This window comes from Niallia sp. CD-39, assembly GCF_059874745.1.
The window spans coordinates 35081-52043 of the sequence record NZ_JCBCPS010000005.1 but is presented as its reverse complement, the minus strand read 5'-3'; the positions used below and the strand labels follow the sequence as shown (position 1 = coordinate 52043).

Here is a 16963-nt window from a genome sequence, read left to right as displayed (position 1 = left end):
AGGTAAGCAAGTCGCAAAGCGACTTTGCTTACCTTCTTTATTTTCTATGAAGATATTTTCTCAATGATCATTCTTTTTCCGCTATTTAAAGTGAATTCAAAGCGATCACTAATGCTTTCGAAATAGTAAAAATGATGCTGCACATTACAGATATGCTCTTGGTTATCAAAGATGATAAAATTCACTCCGCTTTTTCTTTCTTCGTTTCGAATGAAATTCAGCTGGTTATAACAGTATAAACAATCGTAAATCGAAAAATCTAATGAGTTAAGTGTAGTAATAAATTGATAAAATGCATCATCATTCATCTCATCTACTAGCTTCTCCAAAGAAAAAATCAACATTTTTCGGATACGTACAGTATCTTCATTTTTCAATAAAAGAATATCATTGTCACAAATGACCTTTCCACTTGGACGTAAAATGCCTTTTCTCCACCTATTATAACGAAATACTTCAATGTTTTGGCTCTCAAAATCATCTAAAAGAATTGCTTCATCGGTTTCCTGATCAAAGAATATCCATTGCTGATTAATATATTCAACGGTCCCTTCACTAAAAGCTCTATTTTGACGTTCCAATAATTTAGATCGCTGCTCATTATTCATTGAAATCCTCCAATAGTTCATAGCCCATTTATGTGAGCTTTAGGTTTATAAGATACACATCCTTTTTTGACATATTCCCATTGTTTTATAACATGAACCGGACAATTAACCATTTTTTGATGCCTGCATACAATGAATCCATGTAAACTGCCTAATCTTTTGTTTAATACACATTCAAGTAAAGTTGTAATATACAAACGATTCGACGATCTAGAATGATGAAAGGGTGAGCGAGAATGTGTGGAATCACAGGCTGGATCCATTTTGATCGAAATTTAGATGATGAGTATCATTCAATCCATAAAATGACAGAAACATTATCAAAACGAGGTCCAGATGATACAAACATATGGACGAATCGCCATGTAGCTTTTGGACACAAGCGATTAATAGTAGTTGATCCTGCTGGTGGCAAGCAACCTATGAGTAAATCAAACAACAAAAATACATTCACAATCTGTTACAACGGGGAATTATACAATACAGAAGATTTAAGAAAAGATCTCCTTATAAAAGGATATTCTTTTGATGGCCATTCTGATACAGAGGTTTTGTTAACTTCTTATATTGAATGGGGAGAAAATTGTATAGAAAAGCTAAATGGAATTTTTGCTTTCGCAATTTGGGATGAAGCGGAGAGAAAAGTATTCTTAGGGAGAGATCGTTTAGGAGTAAAACCATTATTTTATAAACATATGGGTGAAGAGTTATTATTCGGCTCAGAATTAAAGGCGATTCTTGCTCATCCCGATACGAAACCAGAGATTGATCGTACCGGGTTAGCTGAATTATTAGGAATAGGTCCTTCAAAACCACCTGGTTCTGGAATCTATAGAGGTATTCATGAATTGAGAGCCGCACATGCAATGTCATTTAGTCGAAAAGGCTTGAAGATCTGGCGATATTGGAACGTAGAAAGTAAAGTGCATGAGCATACATTAGAAGAAACAGTTCATCAAGTGAAAACAATATTTACGGATGCAGTTACGAGACAATTAGTATCTGATGTACCACTATGTACTTTTTTGTCTGGAGGATTAGACTCAAGTGCAATAACTGCGATCGCCGCGAATGCCTATAGGGAGCAGGACAAAGGTAGCTTGCATACGTACTCGATTGACTATGAAGCAAATGATGTTTTTTTTAAAGCGAATGACTTTCAACCGGATGCAGATGTTACGTATATAAACAAAATGACAGAAAGCTTTGGAACAGTGCACCATCCTTGTGTAATAAGTCAAAGTGAGCTTGCAGCCTATTTAAACGAAGCGGTTCAAGTGAGAGATTTGCCTGGAATGGCTGACATCGATTCATCGCTACTTTGGTTTTGCCGTGAAATTAAGAAAGATTATGTCGTTAGTTTATCCGGTGAATGTGCTGATGAAATTTTTGGTGGATACCCATGGTTTCATCGCGAAGATGACTTGAATCGTGCGGGGTTCCCTTGGATGAGGTCAGTCTCTTTAAGACAAGGACTATTAAAGGAATCATGGCAGGATAAATTAAATCTACATGAATACATGATGACAAAATACACTGAAGCAAAAAAAGAAACTCCACAATTAGAGGGAGAAACAGAGCTTGAAGCAAGGCGCAGAGAATTATTTTACTTAAATATGATTTATTTCATGCCAACTTTACTAGATCGAAAGGATCGAATGAGTATGGGGGCTAGCCTTGAGGTAAGAGTACCCTTTGCGGATCATCGCCTTGTTGAATACGTTTGGAATATTCCATGGGAAATGAAGATGTATGGCAATCGTGAGAAGGGACTTTTGCGTAAAGCATTAGAAGGAGTACTCCCTAATGAAGTGCTATACCGTAAGAAAAGTCCGTATCCGAAGACGCATCATCCAAAATATACAGATGCGGTGCAGCAAATGTTGAAAGAGTCTTTACTAGATAAGCATTCCGTTCTACATGAACTATTTGATCAAGAGAAGCTGCAGCAGATTATTGAATCAAAAGGATCAGCGTTTAAACAGCCATGGTTTGGTCAGTTAATGACAGGTCCACAATTATTAGCCCATTTAGTACAAATCCATTATTGGGCAAGAGAATATAATGTAAACATAGTAGATGCATAAAAAGGGTTTGATCCTAAGAGTTTGGAATACAAACTTCTTAGGATTTTTTCGTTATTAATAAATCCTGAATATTTTCTTCTAGTTTGACGTTTTAGGGACAAAAGGCTACTCTTATAGTGTTAGAAAAATATCGCTTTTTGTGGTTAAGTTAGAGGAGGAGCGGCGATGAAAAAAAGAGCATTGAGCCTCATTTTAATCCCGATTCTACTTTTTTATGCCCTTCCAGTAGGAGCAGTTGAAAAAGAAGAACGTTTGTGGCAAGATGAAACGATTTATTTTTTAATGGTAGACCGATTTAGCAATGGAGAAACAGGAAACGATTTAACCGTAGATGCAACCGATCCATATGCGTATCACGGTGGAGATTTTAAAGGGATGATCAATCGATTGGACCATATAGCTGACATGGGCTTTACAACGATTGCACTCACACCGATCTTTAAAAACCAGGCAGACGGGTATCACGGGTATTGGATTACAGATCATTATGATACAGAATCTCATTTTGGGACAGTTGATGAGTTTAAAGAGCTTGTTCAAGAAGTACATAATCGCGAGATGAAAATCATGATTGATTTCGTTGTAAATCGAACAGGAACAGAGCACCCATTTTTAGAAGATCCAGAGAAGGAAGCTTGGTTTACAGGGGAAACAATGAATGAAAGTGGATTAGAAATCCCGCTTCTAGATTTGAGTAACCAAGAAGTAAGTGATTACATCATTGATGCAGCAAAGTGGTGGATTCAAGAAACGGATATTGATGGCTATCGATTAGACAGTGTTGATGGTGCACCAAAAGCATTTTGGTCTGATTTTGTTCAAGAAGTGAAAAGTGTTAAAGATGATTTTTTCTTATTAGGAGAAATCCCGTCCTCAGATTCTGAATACATTGCAGAGTTTGAGGAAACTGGAATCGATGGATTTTTGAATTTTCCAGTAGTAAGTGATTTACGTCTTGCATTTGAAGCCCCAAATCAATCGATGAATGAGATCATTAACTTATGGGATAACGATGAAAGCCTCTTTGATAGAGCCAATTTATTGGCAACATTTTTAGACAATCATCATATGAGCCGCTTTACAAATGATGCAGTTTCCATAAATGAGCACCCTGGACCTAGGTGGAAGATGGCAATAACTTATTTATATACAATGCCAGGCATTCCGTTTGTTTATTATGGAAGTGAGATTGCCGTTACAGGTGAAGACGCACCGGATAACCGAAGACAAATGGATTTCCGGACAGATAAGGATTTAATTGATTACATCACAAAGATTGGTGATGTTCGTCAACAGCTTCCTTCCCTAAGTAGAGGTAGTATGGAGCTGTTGAAAGAAGAAGATGGGTTTGTTGCTTTTAAAAGAGTATATAATGATGAAACATCGATCGTCGTGATTAATAATACGACAACAACCCAAACTTTGAATTTATCTGAGAATGAAATTGGCAATGATCGTGAGCTTAGAGGAATCTTAGCAGGTGATTTAGTACGTACTTCTGATTCAGGAGAGTACCGTGTTGTCATCGATCGTGAACAAGCCGAAGTTTATGTTGTTCTAGATAACGCAGGTTTGAATTATGGATATATGGCTGCCATTGGTGCCGTACTTGTTTTATTCTTCACGTTTATATTCTTGTTAAAACGTAGAGCGAACCGAAACTCCGTCAATGATAACTAAAAAATGTTGGGCCCTGCTTTAAAATAAAGCAGGGTCTTTTTCATATTAGGAGAGTTTAATTTACCAGATGTATTCGTATGTTTGCAAGATAAAACTGTATACTTGCGAGGTAAACTTGATTTGCCAGTCACATCATATTACCTTTGAATCCGTATTATCCTCTATCACCATTTTTATCCGTTAACAATTTTCCCACCGTTTACATGAAGTATTTGTCCAGAAACATATTGAGAGTCGTTGCTAGCTAAATATACATAGGTTGGCGCAAGTTCAAATGGTTGTCCAGGTCTTCCTAAAGGGGTGTTCTGTCCGAATTGACCAACCTCCTGTGCGGTGAATGTAGATGGAATCAGCGGTGTCCATATTGGACCAGGTGCAACACCATTTACTCGAATTCCTTGTTTGCTCAGTGATAATGCAAGTGATCTTGTGAAGGAGACGATTGCTCCTTTTGTAGATGAGTAGTCGATGAGCTCTTCATGACCAGCATAAGCAGTGATGGAAGTTGTATTGATAATGGTGGAACCTTTCTTAAGATGAGGCAATGCACTTTTGGTTAAGTAAAAATATGAAAAGAAGTTTGTTCGAAAAGTTTTTTGCATTTGAGAAGTTGAAATATCTAAAAGTGATTTTTGTGGATGCTGCTCAGCAGCATTATTAACTAAAAGATCTATTTTTCCAAACTGTTGAAGGGTTTGCGTGATGATTTCCTCGCAAAAAGTTTCGTTGCCAACATCTCCACATATTAGAAGGCAAGAACGTCCCATTTGTTCAATCTCTTTTTTTGTATCATTTGCATCCTCGAGCTCATCCAAATAGACGATTGCAACATTACACCCTTCCTTAGCAAAATAGAGAGCTACAGACTTCCCAATTCCGCTATCACCACCTGTAATAATCGCGATCTTATTTTGCAATTTATTCGATCCTTGGTAGGAAGAATCAAAGTAAATAGGTTTAGGTGTCATTTCATTATTCGTACCTGGCATATGATCTTGATGTTGTGGTGGAATTTGATTTGGTACATGTGGATAGTTATTCACAATATTTTCCTCCAAATAGGATTGTTATTTTCTTATTTCCACTTTAGTATGGAGAAAAAGAGTTAGCTTTATGAAAGAAAGTGGGGATTGGGATGGAGTTTTTGATTAGACAGGCGAGTATAGAAGACACAGAGAAAATACTAGAACATAATAAGACCGTTTTAATGGAATCAAACTTCTTACTTAGGGAGCCTGAGGAGTTTACGACAACACTAAATCAAATGAAGCTTTTTATCCAATCACATCAAAATCGCGGCTGTTTGTTCTTAGTGGCAGTTAATAAAGTGAACGATGTAGTGGGCTGCTTGAATTTTAAACTGAAAGAAAAAGAAAAGGTAAAGCATGTAGGATATTTTGGCATTAGCATACAACAGACCTATTGTAATGCTGGGATTGGTACGAGGTTGATTAATGAGCTGCTGCGGTGGGCTACAGAAGAGGAGGATGTGGAAAAAGTGTGCTTGGAAGTATTTGCACATAACGAAAGAGCGATTCATTTATATCATAAACTTGGGTTTATTGAAGAAGGTAGAAAAGTGAAGCATATAAAACTAGCAGATGGAACTTATGTAGATGAACTATTAATGTATAGGTTTGTCAAGTAAAATAAAAAGCGAACTTACTCGCGTCAAGACTGTTGTCAAACGCTCGAATACATCATTGTTTGGAGCAGAATCAGCAGTCTTTACTCAGCTGTTTACCTTATAATTCCTCTTGGAGAACAAATAGACAAAGCCGAATCTCGGCTTTGTCTACATTTGAACGCTCATATGCGCTTATTATTAACGATAATTTACAAATTGTACATCAACCGTTAAATCGGCTTCTTTTACAGCTGAGATAACAGCTTGCAGATCATCTCGGTTTTTACCAGTAACACGAACTTGATCGTCTTGAATTTGACTTTTTACTTTCAGACCACTATTTTTAATAATCGTATTGATTTTTTTCGCATTGTCCTTATCAATCCCTTGGATGAGCTTAGCACGTTGGCGAACCGTTCCGCCAGTTGCTCCTTCAATCTTGCTATAATCTAAGTTGCGGATTGGAACACCACGCTTGATTAACTTTCCAAGCAATACGTCTTTTAATTGATCTAATTTGTATTCATCATCAGAAAGAAGTACCAACTCTTCGCTGTCTAACTTAATGTCGCTCTTACTCCCTTTAAAGTCATAGCGTGTGCTGATTTCCTTCATCGCGATATTAATTGCATTTGTTACTTCAGAAAAATCTACCCTTGATACGATATCAAAAGAACTATCTTTTGCCATTATTAAGCCCTCCTTTAACCGAAACATCCCTCAATTTTTTCCTTCGCTCGAGAAACGTTTCCCTTTGCCTTCTTATTATAGTAAAATATAGCAAGCCAAACAACTATAGGAGGTTTATGATGGCTTTATTTGAACATATAGGAGAAGTTGTAACATTACCAGTAGCGAGAAAATCTACATATGGATATTTTTTAACGAAAGACGAGGAAGACGTTCTATTACATGAAAATGATCATGATCAAGATCTTGGACAACTTGAAGAAAATCAAGAAGTAAAGGTGTTTTTATACATTGATTCTCAAGGGAGAATTGCTGCTACCACTTTTATTCCGGAAATAACGGTAGGTGTTTATGGATGGGCAAAGGTTGTATCTAATAAGCCAGGTATTGGAGTCTTCTTAAATATCGGGATTAAAAAAGACATGCTACTTGGTGAAGAAGATTTGCCAGTACATGATACTGTGTGGCCCGAAGAAGGAGATACACTCTATATTACGTTAAGGAAAAATCGAAATAATCTGTTGTATGTGAAATTAGCTACGGATCCGATTATAAAAGAGATTAGCATTAAAGCGGATCGTAAAGCTTACAATGAAAATGTGAATGGATTTATCTATCGAACGGCTAAGGTTGGAAGCTGGATGTACACATTTGAAGGCTATAAAGGATTTATTCACGAATCAGAGCGTAAAGAAGAGCCAAGGCTCGGTGAAAAAGTAAAGGGTCGTGTCATTGATGTGAAGGAAGATGGTACGATTAACATTTCATTGTTGCCAAGGAAGCAAGAAGCCGTGGACTTAGACTCAGAAGCTGTCTATGAATACTTAATTAGCCGTGGTGGGGCAATGCCTTATAGTGATAAAAGCAAGCCAGAAGACATTGCAGATCGATTCCAATTAAGCAAGGCATCTTTTAAGCGTGCGATCGGCCGATTAATGAAAGATGGAAAAGTATATCAAGAAGACGGTTGGACGTACGTTAAAGAAGATAAGAAATAAAACAAAAAAGCTGCACTTTGTTTTAAGCTAAAAGTGCAGCTTTCAGGGTATTTACAGACGTTTGAATAGTAGGTTTCAAATCATGTTATAGATTGCAGCATAACATGCTCTTTCTTTATAAGTGATCGGTCTTTTTGGAATACTGTTTTTTACCGACCTTACGGTTTTTTTCAGTTTCCATATTCTTTTCATGGCGGACGGCATTGCCATCCTTTGCTTTTTTATCGTTGTCTGACGTATGTGACATAAAAAAACTCCCCTTTACTCTGTACATGATATAGGCGTGAAAAGGGTATATTACCAACAATTCATGCCTGCATACTGTTACTAGTATTATGTACATAGGAGTATGGGAGTATGTATAGATTATTCCGGTAGTCGATCTAAGAAAAACAATGCAATTGTACCAGCGCTAGTGTGTGAGCCAACTGCTGATCCTATGGAAGTGACCAAAATCTCTTTTGGTTGATATGCTTCTTGTATTAGAGCTTTCATTTCATTCGCTGTATCCAGATCATCAGCATGTGAGATTCCAATTGTTTGTCCATTGAAGTCTTGTCCACGTTCACCAATAAGCTCAACCATACGTTTTAAGACTTTTTTACGACCTCTATGCTTTTCGATTGGAACGAGTTTCCCATCTTCAACATTTAATAAAGGTTTAATATTAAGCAAACCACCTAGAAAAGCAGAAGCTTTTGATAATCGGCCACCTCTTGCTAAGTGTTCGAGATCTTGTACAGTGAATAGATGAACCATATGCTCACTATAGAATCGAATCGCTTTTGTTAGTTGGTCAAAGTCAGCACCCTCATTTTTGAGTTCAACAGCTTCTTTAGCTACTAGACCATATCCTAGTGATGCACATTTTGAATCAATGATTTCGAACTTAAAATCCGGAAAATTTTCTTTTACTTGAGTTAAAATCATGACAGCAGTTTGATAAGTCCCAGATAATTCAGAAGAAAAAGCGATATAAATTCCAGTTTCATTGTTTTCTGCCATCTTAGTAAAAGCTTCTTCGAAACCAAGAGGAGATGCTTGAGAGGTTTTAGGCATTTGACCTGCACGAATTGCATCATAAACTTGAGAAGATTGGATTGTAATCATGTCATCAAAATCTTCTTCGCCAAGATGAACTTTTAAAGGGAATAGAGAAACATTATTCTCTTTTAAGTATTCTAATGGCAAATCACAAGCACTATCGACAAATAGTTTTACCATTATTTTCACCTTCTTTCATTTAGTTTGATTTTAGTTTAAAGAATTTATCATGAAAACACAATGATATATCCTTAAATTGCTCACTTTAAATGGAAGATTGTCTAAGGAGGTCTTTATGGTTTTAGTAGAATTAAAAAAGATTGCGATTGTGTTAGCAGGAGCCCTTTTAAATGCAATCGCTATGAACTTTTTCCTAATCCCTGCAAATGTTTATGCAAGTGGATTTACAGGAATAGCGCAATTACTAGCAAGCTTTTTTGATGGCTTTTTATCAACAGGGATTTGGCTTTTTCTCTTAAATATTCCTGTAACGATTTTAGCGTGGTTAAAAGTAGGGAAGTCATTTACAATTTATAGCTTCATGTCTGTGTTTGCTATGTCCTTATTTATGGAGATAATTCCTGTCACTACGATGTCTGAAGATATTATTTTAAATGCCGTTTTTGGTGGGGTGATTGCTGCAGTTGGTGTAGGAATTACATTGAAATGGGGAGCATCAACAGGCGGAATGGACATCATTGCGATGGTCTTATCAAGAATGAATGATAAACCTGTAGGAATATATTACTTCGTTTTAAACTCATTTATTATTCTAACTGCCGGGTTTTTATATGGTGGGGAAGGTGCACTTTATACATTAGTCACTCTTTATGTAACGACTCGTGTCATTGATGCAATTCATACAAGACATGAAAAACTAACAGCGATGATCATAACGAAAAAACAAGAACAAATGAAACAGGCGATTCATGAAAAGCTAGTGAGAGGAATTACAGTTATTCCTGCTAGAGGTGCATTCTCAAATGAAACTCGTGAGATGATGATGATCGTCATTACGAGATATGAGCTTTATGATCTTGAACGTACAATTAAAGAGGTCGACCCTGAGGCTTTTACAAATATTGTACAAACAGCGAATGTTTTTGGTTTTTTCCGTCGCGATTAACATACAAGAAAACAGACAATGGCACAGCCATTGTCTGTTTTCTTAAGCTTAGGCTCCTCCGATTGAAGAGTCTGTAACATTTTTTAATTTTTCGGCCTCAGCCTCTGAATAAGTTGAGTGATATGGAATTCGTTCATCATGCTTTTGTACCGTATCTGCACCTTGTTGAACAAAACGTTTAGATTTACTACGTTTACCCAATCGAATCGCCTCCAACATATTCAGTATGAAGCTAAGAAGCAATTAGCTTCGCTGATAGTATATGTTGAAACTAACCTTATTACAGAGGGAACTATTGGTTATAGTGCTTTTAAATTGAGTAATTCATTTAAGTAAACAGCAACACCATCTTCTTCGTTTGACAAGGTGACGTCTTTTGCAATGTTCTTAACAGCTTCAATCCCATTTCCCATCGCCACGCCGTACTTCGCATATTCAAGCATTTCTAAATCATTGTCTTCATCTCCAAATGCAATGATTCTTTCTCTCGGAATGTCAAAATGCTTTGATACTTTCCCGATACCCACAGCTTTATTCATGCCAAACTTTACAATTTCAATGACATGCCATGGAGCTGCCCAGCTTCTATGATCAATCACTTCAGCGTGAACTTCAGATAAGTGTGAGCGAATTTGTTTTATATGCTGTTCTTCTGTGTGAATTAACATGCTTGTTGGTGAAGCAGTTAAAAATTCACGTAAATCTCCGGTCGTTACATTTGGTTTTCCAAATTGGAAAATATCTAATAGTTTTTCATCGTGATAATGAAAATAAACATCGTCAATTACTTCAGCGATAATGTTATGAAATGAAAAAGAATTACATGCCTCAACGATATCTTTTGCTACATGAATATCGAGTGGTGAATGATAAATTCCCCAGTTTTTATCTTTAGGATGATGAGTAAATGCTCCATTAAAATTGACTATCGGAGTATGAAGCCCTAATTCGTGATAATACATCTCACTTGATCGAAAGGGCCTTCCTGTTGCAATCATCACCTCATGCCCTTGCTCCATTGCTTTATTCAAGACTTTTTTAGTCCTACTTGAAATTGTTTTATTATCGGTTAATAGTGTACCGTCTAAATCTAATGCAATTAAATGTTTTTCAGCCATAGGTTCTCCTTATTTACGGGTAAATTTTTAAGTGAATTAAACTGTGTTTAGCTCGAGACATAATCACCTCGAAAAAAATTTTTGAAAGATATCATTGCAATCATTACTGTGAAAACAGATTGTTTTTCGATCATCATTATAAATGGTAAACTTATGAAATGACATCGATTCTTTATACTTATATGTTAACAGGTAAAACGAGTTTATGGAATCATTCTGCAATTGATTGAAATAATTTTACAATATTTTTACAAGTGGAGGAGTTTAGTTGATTATAGTAGAGAAAACAGATGTAAAACATATACCGATCTTACATGTAGTAGATAACGAAAAGATACGAGAAGCATTGCCCGTTATATTCTTTATTCATGGTTTTACAAGCGCGAAGGAACATAATCTCCATTATGCATATCTTCTCGCTGAACAAGGCTATCGAGTGATTTTGCAAGATACGTTTTTGCATGGAGAGAGAAGCGAGCATTATGATGAAAAAAGGCTGCAAATGTATTTTTGGGAAATTATTTTAAGGACCATTCAAGAAATAAATGTTTTAAAAGAAGAATTTGAAACAGAAGGATTGATCCAATCAGATAGAATTGGGGTAGCTGGTACGTCTATGGGTGGCATTATCACACTTGGTGCATTAACTCAATATGAATGGATTCAATCAGCTGCTGTGTTAATGGGTATGCCTTATTATGAAAAGTTTGCACAACACCAATTAACACAATTTGAGAAAGACCATGGTGCAATACCATTAAATAGTGAACAATTATCAAGTTTAATGGATCAAATTAAACAGCATGATCTAAGTAGGCAACTAGGAAAATTAAACAATCGTCCTTTATTTTTTTGGCATGGTAAAATGGATGAAACAGTACCGTTTACTCCGACATATCAATTTTTTAATGAAATCCAACATACATATGATGACCCAACAAAAATTTCATTTGTAGTGGATGAAACAGCAGGACATAAAGTAAACCGAAATGGTGTACTAAAAACAGTAAAGTGGATATGTGAGCATGTATAGAGGCTGAATGTTTTCCAACTGTCGAACTTTTGTTATACTTACACTAGATACGCTTATTGCTGGAAAAGGAGTGATTTTAAAATGGATCAAGAATTAAAAGATAGCATGATGGGCGCTCTTGAGCTTGTTGTAGACCCTGAATTGGGGATAGATATCGTAAACTTAGGATTAGTATATGATGTAAAAATGGAAGAAGAGGGACAAGCAGTTGTCGACATGACGTTAACATCGATGGGTTGTCCATTAGCAGGAACAATTGTCGATCAAGTAAAGTCAGCCTTAGCTGATATCCCAGAAGTAAAAGATACAGAAGTGAACATTGTTTGGAGTCCGCCATGGAGTAAGGATCGTATGTCTAGATACGCAAAAATTGCACTTGGTGTACGTGATTAATTGTGAACTGGAAACTTGAGAGTTCCAAACAAATACTATAGTAAAAGCATGTCCATAAGATGGTGCTAAAGCTGGCTAACAATCACGTACTCGTGAAAAGTTGCCAGCTTTTTTTAAAAGAAAGAAAGTTACTTAATATGTCACAATGATTCTATACTGAATTTATTTATGAGTACTAGACCTTAATGACAGTCTAACTTCGGGGCTTGTATTTTCTTACAGAGAAGAACAAACTGCTAATCCATGAGTAAGTTTGTGCCTTCCAGGGAAATCCATTTGATACCCTGTTACAGTTAAATCGATTAGTTTAATTTATGACATACTGATGACATTTAAACAAATACATCATATTGTCTTTAATAATATGGTGTAATAGTAGTATAAATACTTTTAATTTGCTGATAAACAAGTTTACATGCTTGTGATTGGGGTGGACGGATAAATGACGAATACACAAATAAAAGATGCGCTATTACGCCCGCTAAGAGACTTACGGATATCCGTAATCGACCGTTGTAATTTTAGATGTCAGTATTGTATGCCCGCAGAAATCTTTGGGCCTGACTTTGTTTTTATGCCAAGAGAAGAATTGCTAACATATGAGGAAATTTATGAGGTTGCCTCCATATTTGCTGAAGTAGGTGTCGAAAAGATTCGTCTAACAGGTGGAGAGCCTTTGCTTCGAAAGAACTTAACAGAATTAGTGAAGATGCTCGTTTCAATTAGCGGAATTAAAGACGTTGCGCTTACTACGAATGGCGTACTTTTGCCAAAGTTTGCAACTGAATTAAGGAAAGCTGGATTAAGCAGGGTGAATATTAGCCTAGATAGCTTAAATGATCAATTATTTGGTGAAATTAATGGCCGAAATGTTGGGACAGAAAAAGTAATAGAAGGTATACATGCTGCCAAGCGTGCTGGTCTTGGGGTGAAAATTAATATGGTCGTTAAAAAGGGCTTGAATGATCATGAAATTATTCCAATGGCGAAGTTTTGTAAAGATCATAATTTAGAACTACGTTATATTGAATATATGGATGTCGGTAGTACCAATGGATGGAAGATGGATGATGTTGTTACAAAAAAGGAAATCTTTGAGAAGCTTCAGGAAAATGAAGTGTTGGAACCTGTCGGACCAATATATTATGGAGAAGTAGCTAAAAAATACAAATATAAAGGAACAAATACATGTGTTGGATTCATTACCTCGGTATCAGAATCCTTTTGTAGCACATGTACAAGATCTAGAATATCAGCGAACGGACAATTATATACATGTTTATTTAATGGAAATGGACATGATTTGAAGTCAATGATCCGTTCAGGTATGAGTAAAGATGAATTGAAACAAGTTATTACATCTATCTGGGAAGGTAGAGGAGATCGGTATTCAGATGAAAGGACCGAGGAAACGGTTCACTCTAGAAAGAAAATAGAGATGTCTTATATAGGAGGGTAATTTTTTTCGATTATTACATTTTGTAAGGACGGGGAATTTTTGATGAATGAAGCACGGACGCCAATATCAATTGAAGATGCAGTAGAGAAAGTACTCAAATTCAGAAAAAAAGGTGAAGTTGAATACATACCGATCCATGAGAGTTTTGGTCGGTTCTTAGCGGAAGACTTAGTTGCTACACATGATGTCCCTCATTTCGATCGCTCTCCGTATGATGGGTATGCAATAAGAGCAAAAGATACACAAGAGGCAGGCCGGACTCAACCTATTACATTTCGTGTGATTGATCATATTGGAGCTGGTGATGTAAGTGAAAAGTCTCTTGGTGCTTATGAAGCAGTCAGAATCATGACAGGTGCAAAGCTGCCAATTCATGCAGACGCAGTTGTTATGGACGAATTGGCAATCAAACGATCGAATGAGGATGATCCTTCTATTGAAGTAAAGAAAAAGCATCAATCAGGTGAAAACGTATCTTTCAAAGGAGAGGATATGAAAAAGGGTGATAAAATCCTTGATGAAGGAACTAGGATTGTACCTGGAGTCATTGCTGCTCTTGCAACGTTTGGTTATCATACAGTACCGGTTGCGAAGAAGCCGATTGTTGGAGTATTTGCCACTGGATCCGAATTGTTAGCTATTAACGAAGAGTTAGCTGATGGGAAAATTCGCAATAGCAATGCTGAAATGGTAATGGCACAGATCAAAAAATCTGGAGCAAAAGGGGTTTATTTTGGTACATTACCCGATGATCCCGAATTATGCTTTAAAGAAATAAGTAAAGTCATAGATGATGTAGATCTTTTCATTACGACTGGTGGAGTTTCAGTAGGTGATTTTGATTACATGCCAGCCATTTATGAAAAATTAGGAGCAAATGTATTATTCAATAAGATTAAAATGCGCCCTGGAAGTGTCACGACAGTAGCTGAGAAAGATGGAAAATTACTTTTTGGATTATCTGGGAATCCATCAGCATGCTTTGTTGGGTTTGAAATTTATACTAGACCAATCATTAGGTATTCGTTAGGAGCAAAGAACATTCATCTGAAAAAAGAAACTGCTCTATTAACAACTGATTTTTCAAAAGCAAATCCATTTACAAGGTTTGTTCGAAGCAAAGTAGAATCAACGGATACCGGATATAAGGTCAGCCCTTGTGGAATGGACAAATCGAATATAGTTGTCAGCTTAGCATTAGCTAATGCATTAATGATTTTGCCAGGTGGAACACGAGGATATGAAAGCGGTCAAATCGTCGATGTTTTATTATTGGAAGATGAGGAAGGTAGCGCAAATGTATGGGAATAAAGGGCAGTGGATTGGTGGGGTGGTACAATGAAGATGTTCCTTCCGAAACAGCATGGAGCATGGGCAATGCTCATCATCCCATTTTGGTTAGGTACCATCGAAGGTGGATTTGTTTGGCAGCATGTACCGTTCTTTATTGGGTGGATTTTTTTATATTTAGCTACTTACCCGTTTTTGTTTTTGTTTAAAAAAAGAAACCGCTTATATGTTAAATGGTTTCTTATTTACATTCTCATCGCTATCGTAATGCTCAGTTTACCGACCATTATGCGTCCATCGATCTTCTTTTTTGGCCTAACGATGATCCCATTCTTTCTTGTTAACGCCTATTTTTCCGCGCAAAAGAATGATCGTGCCTTCATGAATGATGTTAGTGCGATAATTGTATTTTGTATTGGTGGAGTAGCAAGCAGCTATTTAGCACTTGGTGCTATTACAAATGCTTCAATTCTTTTAGCGATCTTCTCATTTCTTTTCTTCCTAGGAAGTACACTTTATGTGAAAACGATGATTCGTGAGAAAAAGAACAAAATGTATAAGTGGATTTCTTGGGGCTATCATTTTATGCTTCCGCTCCTATTCCTCTTTATAAATGAATGGCTCCTATTACTAGCGTTTTTGCCAAGTGCAATTCGGGCGTGGCTATTACACGGACGTAAATTAACAATTAAACAGGTTGGTATTTTGGAAATCATAAATGCAGCTTTATTTATGATGGTGCTCATCATTTATATCGTTATATGAAAAATAGAACCTCAGAATGTTGAGAAACGATCGCAGGGCATCTTAGTCAGCTAAAGAACCAAATGTTCTATTTGGAACTTCAATAGACTACATGCCTAGTTAGACAATGCGTTTTAAAGATATTCTGAGGTTTTTTCCTGTTATTAAAAATTCCCTTAAAAAAACAAATGTAGACAAAGTCGAAAATCGACTTTGTCTACATTCTAGTTTATTGGCTTTATTCAATATTGCAAATATCAATAGGACAGTTTTCACAGTCGATTTCTTGTTTAAGAAAGTCAAGGTCGTGGATGGTGATGATTCCTTTTTCAACGGTTAAGATATCGTTTTTTCGCAAATCGCTTAACATACGATTTATAACTTCTCTTGAAGTCCCACAGTAATTCGCTAAGTCCTGATTCGTTAAAGTGACGGTCAGTTTAATACCATTAGGCACTTTTTCTCCATAACTATTTGTGAACCGAATTAATGTTGAATATAACGCGCCCTTTTTTCCATGTAAAACTAAATCTCGGAATTTTGTATGGTTTTTCCGATTTTGTAAGTTGATCCACTTCATTAATTCTAATGTTAGGCTATGATTGCTTTGCAGCTTTTCTTCTAACTCATCCTTATAAATAAGCGCGACTTCTCCATCCTCAATAACTTTCGCACTTTGCATATAGTAAGGGGAAGAACAAAAAAGAGACAGTTCACCAACAATATCTCCTGTTGAGCACATCCGCATGTTTAATTCTCTTCCGTCTGGAATCATTTTACTTACTTGCACTTTGCCGTCCAATATTAAAAACAGCGTTCCAGCCCTCAACCCTTCTTGAAATAAATAAGTTCCCTTTTCCATTTTAAGTCGATGGTGTGAAGTTTGTAATACTCCATTTAACTCAGGTGTTAATTCAGCGATTGCTTGCATATTGAACACCCCTTTCCGCACAATGTTGATTGTTTCATTTTGCATTAAAACATATGAATACCAATCTACAAACATCTGATACTTTAATACTATCATGATATTGAAAAAAAGAAAAACATAGAAAATCCTATTGCT

The 16963-nt window shown here is 36.4% G+C and carries 18 protein-coding genes; 10 read left to right on the top strand and 8 right to left on the bottom strand.

All coding sequences use genetic code 11. The annotated features are described in order from the left end of the window. Positions 1-44: 44 nt before the first annotated feature. A complete protein-coding gene (locus AC6F34_RS12370) occupies positions 45-608 on the bottom strand; it encodes a DUF2777 domain-containing protein (RefSeq protein ID WP_500772547.1) in 564 nt (187 codons plus the stop codon). Positions 609-844: 236 nt separating this feature from the next. Between AC6F34_RS12370 and asnB the strand changes: the two genes are divergently transcribed. After that, on the top strand, positions 845-2695 hold the full coding sequence (asnB, locus tag AC6F34_RS12365) for an asparagine synthase (glutamine-hydrolyzing) (RefSeq protein WP_500772545.1): 1851 nt from the start codon (positions 845-847) through the stop codon (positions 2693-2695). Between the two features lie 165 nt (positions 2696-2860). Continuing rightward, positions 2861-4375, top strand: a complete 1515-nt coding sequence (locus tag AC6F34_RS12360) for an alpha-amylase family glycosyl hydrolase (RefSeq protein WP_500772543.1) — start codon at positions 2861-2863, stop codon at positions 4373-4375. Between the two features lie 173 nt (positions 4376-4548). On the opposite strand, the gene AC6F34_RS12355 is transcribed toward AC6F34_RS12360, so the two are convergent. Then, entirely contained in the window at positions 4549-5418 is an 870-nt protein-coding gene (locus tag AC6F34_RS12355; protein WP_500772541.1) for an SDR family oxidoreductase, read from the bottom strand. Between the two features lie 92 nt (positions 5419-5510). On the opposite strand from AC6F34_RS12355, the gene AC6F34_RS12350 reads away from it, so the two are divergent. Further along, the gene (locus tag AC6F34_RS12350) at positions 5511-6023 is read left to right on the top strand and encodes a GNAT family N-acetyltransferase (protein WP_500772539.1); all 513 of its coding nucleotides are present in this window, start codon (positions 5511-5513) and stop codon (positions 6021-6023) included. Between the two features lie 177 nt (positions 6024-6200). Here AC6F34_RS12350 and AC6F34_RS12345 read toward each other — a convergent pair whose 3' ends face one another. Next, positions 6201-6692, bottom strand: coding sequence for a YajQ family cyclic di-GMP-binding protein (locus AC6F34_RS12345; RefSeq protein WP_500772537.1), 492 nt, complete (start codon positions 6690-6692; stop codon positions 6201-6203). Between the two features lie 119 nt (positions 6693-6811). Here AC6F34_RS12345 and AC6F34_RS12340 point away from each other — a divergent pair, with 119 nt between their 5' ends. Then, positions 6812-7690, top strand: a complete 879-nt coding sequence (locus AC6F34_RS12340; RefSeq protein ID WP_500772535.1) for a CvfB family protein — start codon at positions 6812-6814, stop codon at positions 7688-7690. A gap of 115 nt (positions 7691-7805) precedes the next feature. Here the strand turns inward: AC6F34_RS12340 and AC6F34_RS12335 are convergent, their stop codons facing one another. Both AC6F34_RS12335 and AC6F34_RS12330 read right to left on the bottom strand, forming a co-directional pair. After that, a complete protein-coding gene (locus tag AC6F34_RS12335; RefSeq protein ID WP_500772533.1) occupies positions 7806-7937 on the bottom strand; it encodes a DUF3941 domain-containing protein in 132 nt (43 codons plus the stop codon). A 119-nt stretch (positions 7938-8056) separates the two neighbouring features. After that, positions 8057-8917 carry a DegV family protein gene (locus tag AC6F34_RS12330; protein ID WP_500772897.1) on the bottom strand — a complete coding sequence of 287 codons (861 nt, stop codon included), beginning with the start codon at positions 8915-8917 and terminating at the stop codon, positions 8057-8059. A gap of 112 nt (positions 8918-9029) precedes the next feature. Here AC6F34_RS12330 and AC6F34_RS12325 point away from each other — a divergent pair, with 112 nt between their 5' ends. Continuing rightward, positions 9030-9860, top strand: coding sequence for a YitT family protein (locus AC6F34_RS12325; protein ID WP_500772531.1), 831 nt, complete (start codon positions 9030-9032; stop codon positions 9858-9860). A gap of 48 nt (positions 9861-9908) precedes the next feature. Here AC6F34_RS12325 and AC6F34_RS12320 read toward each other — a convergent pair whose 3' ends face one another. Continuing rightward, positions 9909-10061 carry a hypothetical protein gene (locus AC6F34_RS12320; RefSeq protein WP_500772529.1) on the bottom strand — a complete coding sequence of 51 codons (153 nt, stop codon included), beginning with the start codon at positions 10059-10061 and terminating at the stop codon, positions 9909-9911. A gap of 98 nt (positions 10062-10159) precedes the next feature. Further along, positions 10160-10978 (bottom strand): Cof-type HAD-IIB family hydrolase, encoded by an 819-nt coding sequence (locus AC6F34_RS12315; protein ID WP_500772527.1) that lies wholly within the window; start codon positions 10976-10978, stop codon positions 10160-10162. Between the two features lie 268 nt (positions 10979-11246). Here AC6F34_RS12315 and AC6F34_RS12310 point away from each other — a divergent pair, with 268 nt between their 5' ends. The 5 genes from AC6F34_RS12310 to AC6F34_RS12290 all read left to right on the top strand — a co-directional run bounded on the left by AC6F34_RS12310 (position 11247) and on the right by AC6F34_RS12290 (position 15918). Next, positions 11247-12011, top strand: coding sequence for a prolyl oligopeptidase family serine peptidase (locus AC6F34_RS12310; RefSeq protein WP_500772525.1), 765 nt, complete (start codon positions 11247-11249; stop codon positions 12009-12011). Between the two features lie 81 nt (positions 12012-12092). Beyond that, positions 12093-12404 carry a metal-sulfur cluster assembly factor gene (locus tag AC6F34_RS12305; RefSeq protein ID WP_500772523.1) on the top strand — a complete coding sequence of 104 codons (312 nt, stop codon included), beginning with the start codon at positions 12093-12095 and terminating at the stop codon, positions 12402-12404. A 442-nt stretch (positions 12405-12846) separates the two neighbouring features. Next, positions 12847-13863: a GTP 3',8-cyclase MoaA gene (gene moaA / locus AC6F34_RS12300; RefSeq protein ID WP_500772521.1), complete on the top strand. Its 1017-nt coding sequence runs from the start codon at positions 12847-12849 to the stop codon at positions 13861-13863. Between the two features lie 42 nt (positions 13864-13905). Further along, positions 13906-15174, top strand: a complete 1269-nt coding sequence (locus AC6F34_RS12295; RefSeq protein WP_500772519.1) for a molybdopterin molybdotransferase MoeA — start codon at positions 13906-13908, stop codon at positions 15172-15174. Between the two features lie 27 nt (positions 15175-15201). After that, positions 15202-15918, top strand: coding sequence for a YwiC-like family protein (locus AC6F34_RS12290; RefSeq protein WP_500772517.1), 717 nt, complete (start codon positions 15202-15204; stop codon positions 15916-15918). A 217-nt stretch (positions 15919-16135) separates the two neighbouring features. Here the strand turns inward: AC6F34_RS12290 and AC6F34_RS12285 are convergent, their stop codons facing one another. Beyond that, positions 16136-16828, bottom strand: a complete 693-nt coding sequence (locus tag AC6F34_RS12285) for a Crp/Fnr family transcriptional regulator (RefSeq protein WP_500772515.1) — start codon at positions 16826-16828, stop codon at positions 16136-16138. Between the last annotated feature and the right edge of the window lie 135 nt (positions 16829-16963).

Coding starts and splice junctions, on each gene's coding strand:
- AC6F34_RS12335 (WP_500772533.1), bottom strand. CDS start 7,937: ATGTCACATACGTCAGACAACGATAAAAAAGCAAAGGATGGCAATGCC.
- AC6F34_RS12340 (WP_500772535.1), top strand. CDS start 6,812: ATGGCTTTATTTGAACATATAGGAGAAGTTGTAACATTACCAGTAGCG.
- AC6F34_RS12350 (WP_500772539.1), top strand. CDS start 5,511: ATGGAGTTTTTGATTAGACAGGCGAGTATAGAAGACACAGAGAAAATA.
- AC6F34_RS12285 (WP_500772515.1), bottom strand. CDS start 16,828: ATGCAAGCAATCGCTGAATTAACACCTGAGTTAAATGGAGTATTACAA.
- AC6F34_RS12370 (WP_500772547.1), bottom strand. CDS start 608: ATGAATAATGAGCAGCGATCTAAATTATTGGAACGTCAAAATAGAGCT.
- AC6F34_RS12325 (WP_500772531.1), top strand. CDS start 9,030: ATGGTTTTAGTAGAATTAAAAAAGATTGCGATTGTGTTAGCAGGAGCC.
- AC6F34_RS12315 (WP_500772527.1), bottom strand. CDS start 10,978: ATGGCTGAAAAACATTTAATTGCATTAGATTTAGACGGTACACTATTA.
- AC6F34_RS12345 (WP_500772537.1), bottom strand. CDS start 6,692: ATGGCAAAAGATAGTTCTTTTGATATCGTATCAAGGGTAGATTTTTCT.
- AC6F34_RS12305 (WP_500772523.1), top strand. CDS start 12,093: ATGGATCAAGAATTAAAAGATAGCATGATGGGCGCTCTTGAGCTTGTT.
- AC6F34_RS12295 (WP_500772519.1), top strand. CDS start 13,906: ATGAATGAAGCACGGACGCCAATATCAATTGAAGATGCAGTAGAGAAA.
- AC6F34_RS12290 (WP_500772517.1), top strand. CDS start 15,202: ATGAAGATGTTCCTTCCGAAACAGCATGGAGCATGGGCAATGCTCATC.
- asnB (WP_500772545.1), top strand. CDS start 845: ATGTGTGGAATCACAGGCTGGATCCATTTTGATCGAAATTTAGATGAT.
- moaA (WP_500772521.1), top strand. CDS start 12,847: ATGACGAATACACAAATAAAAGATGCGCTATTACGCCCGCTAAGAGAC.
- AC6F34_RS12360 (WP_500772543.1), top strand. CDS start 2,861: ATGAAAAAAAGAGCATTGAGCCTCATTTTAATCCCGATTCTACTTTTT.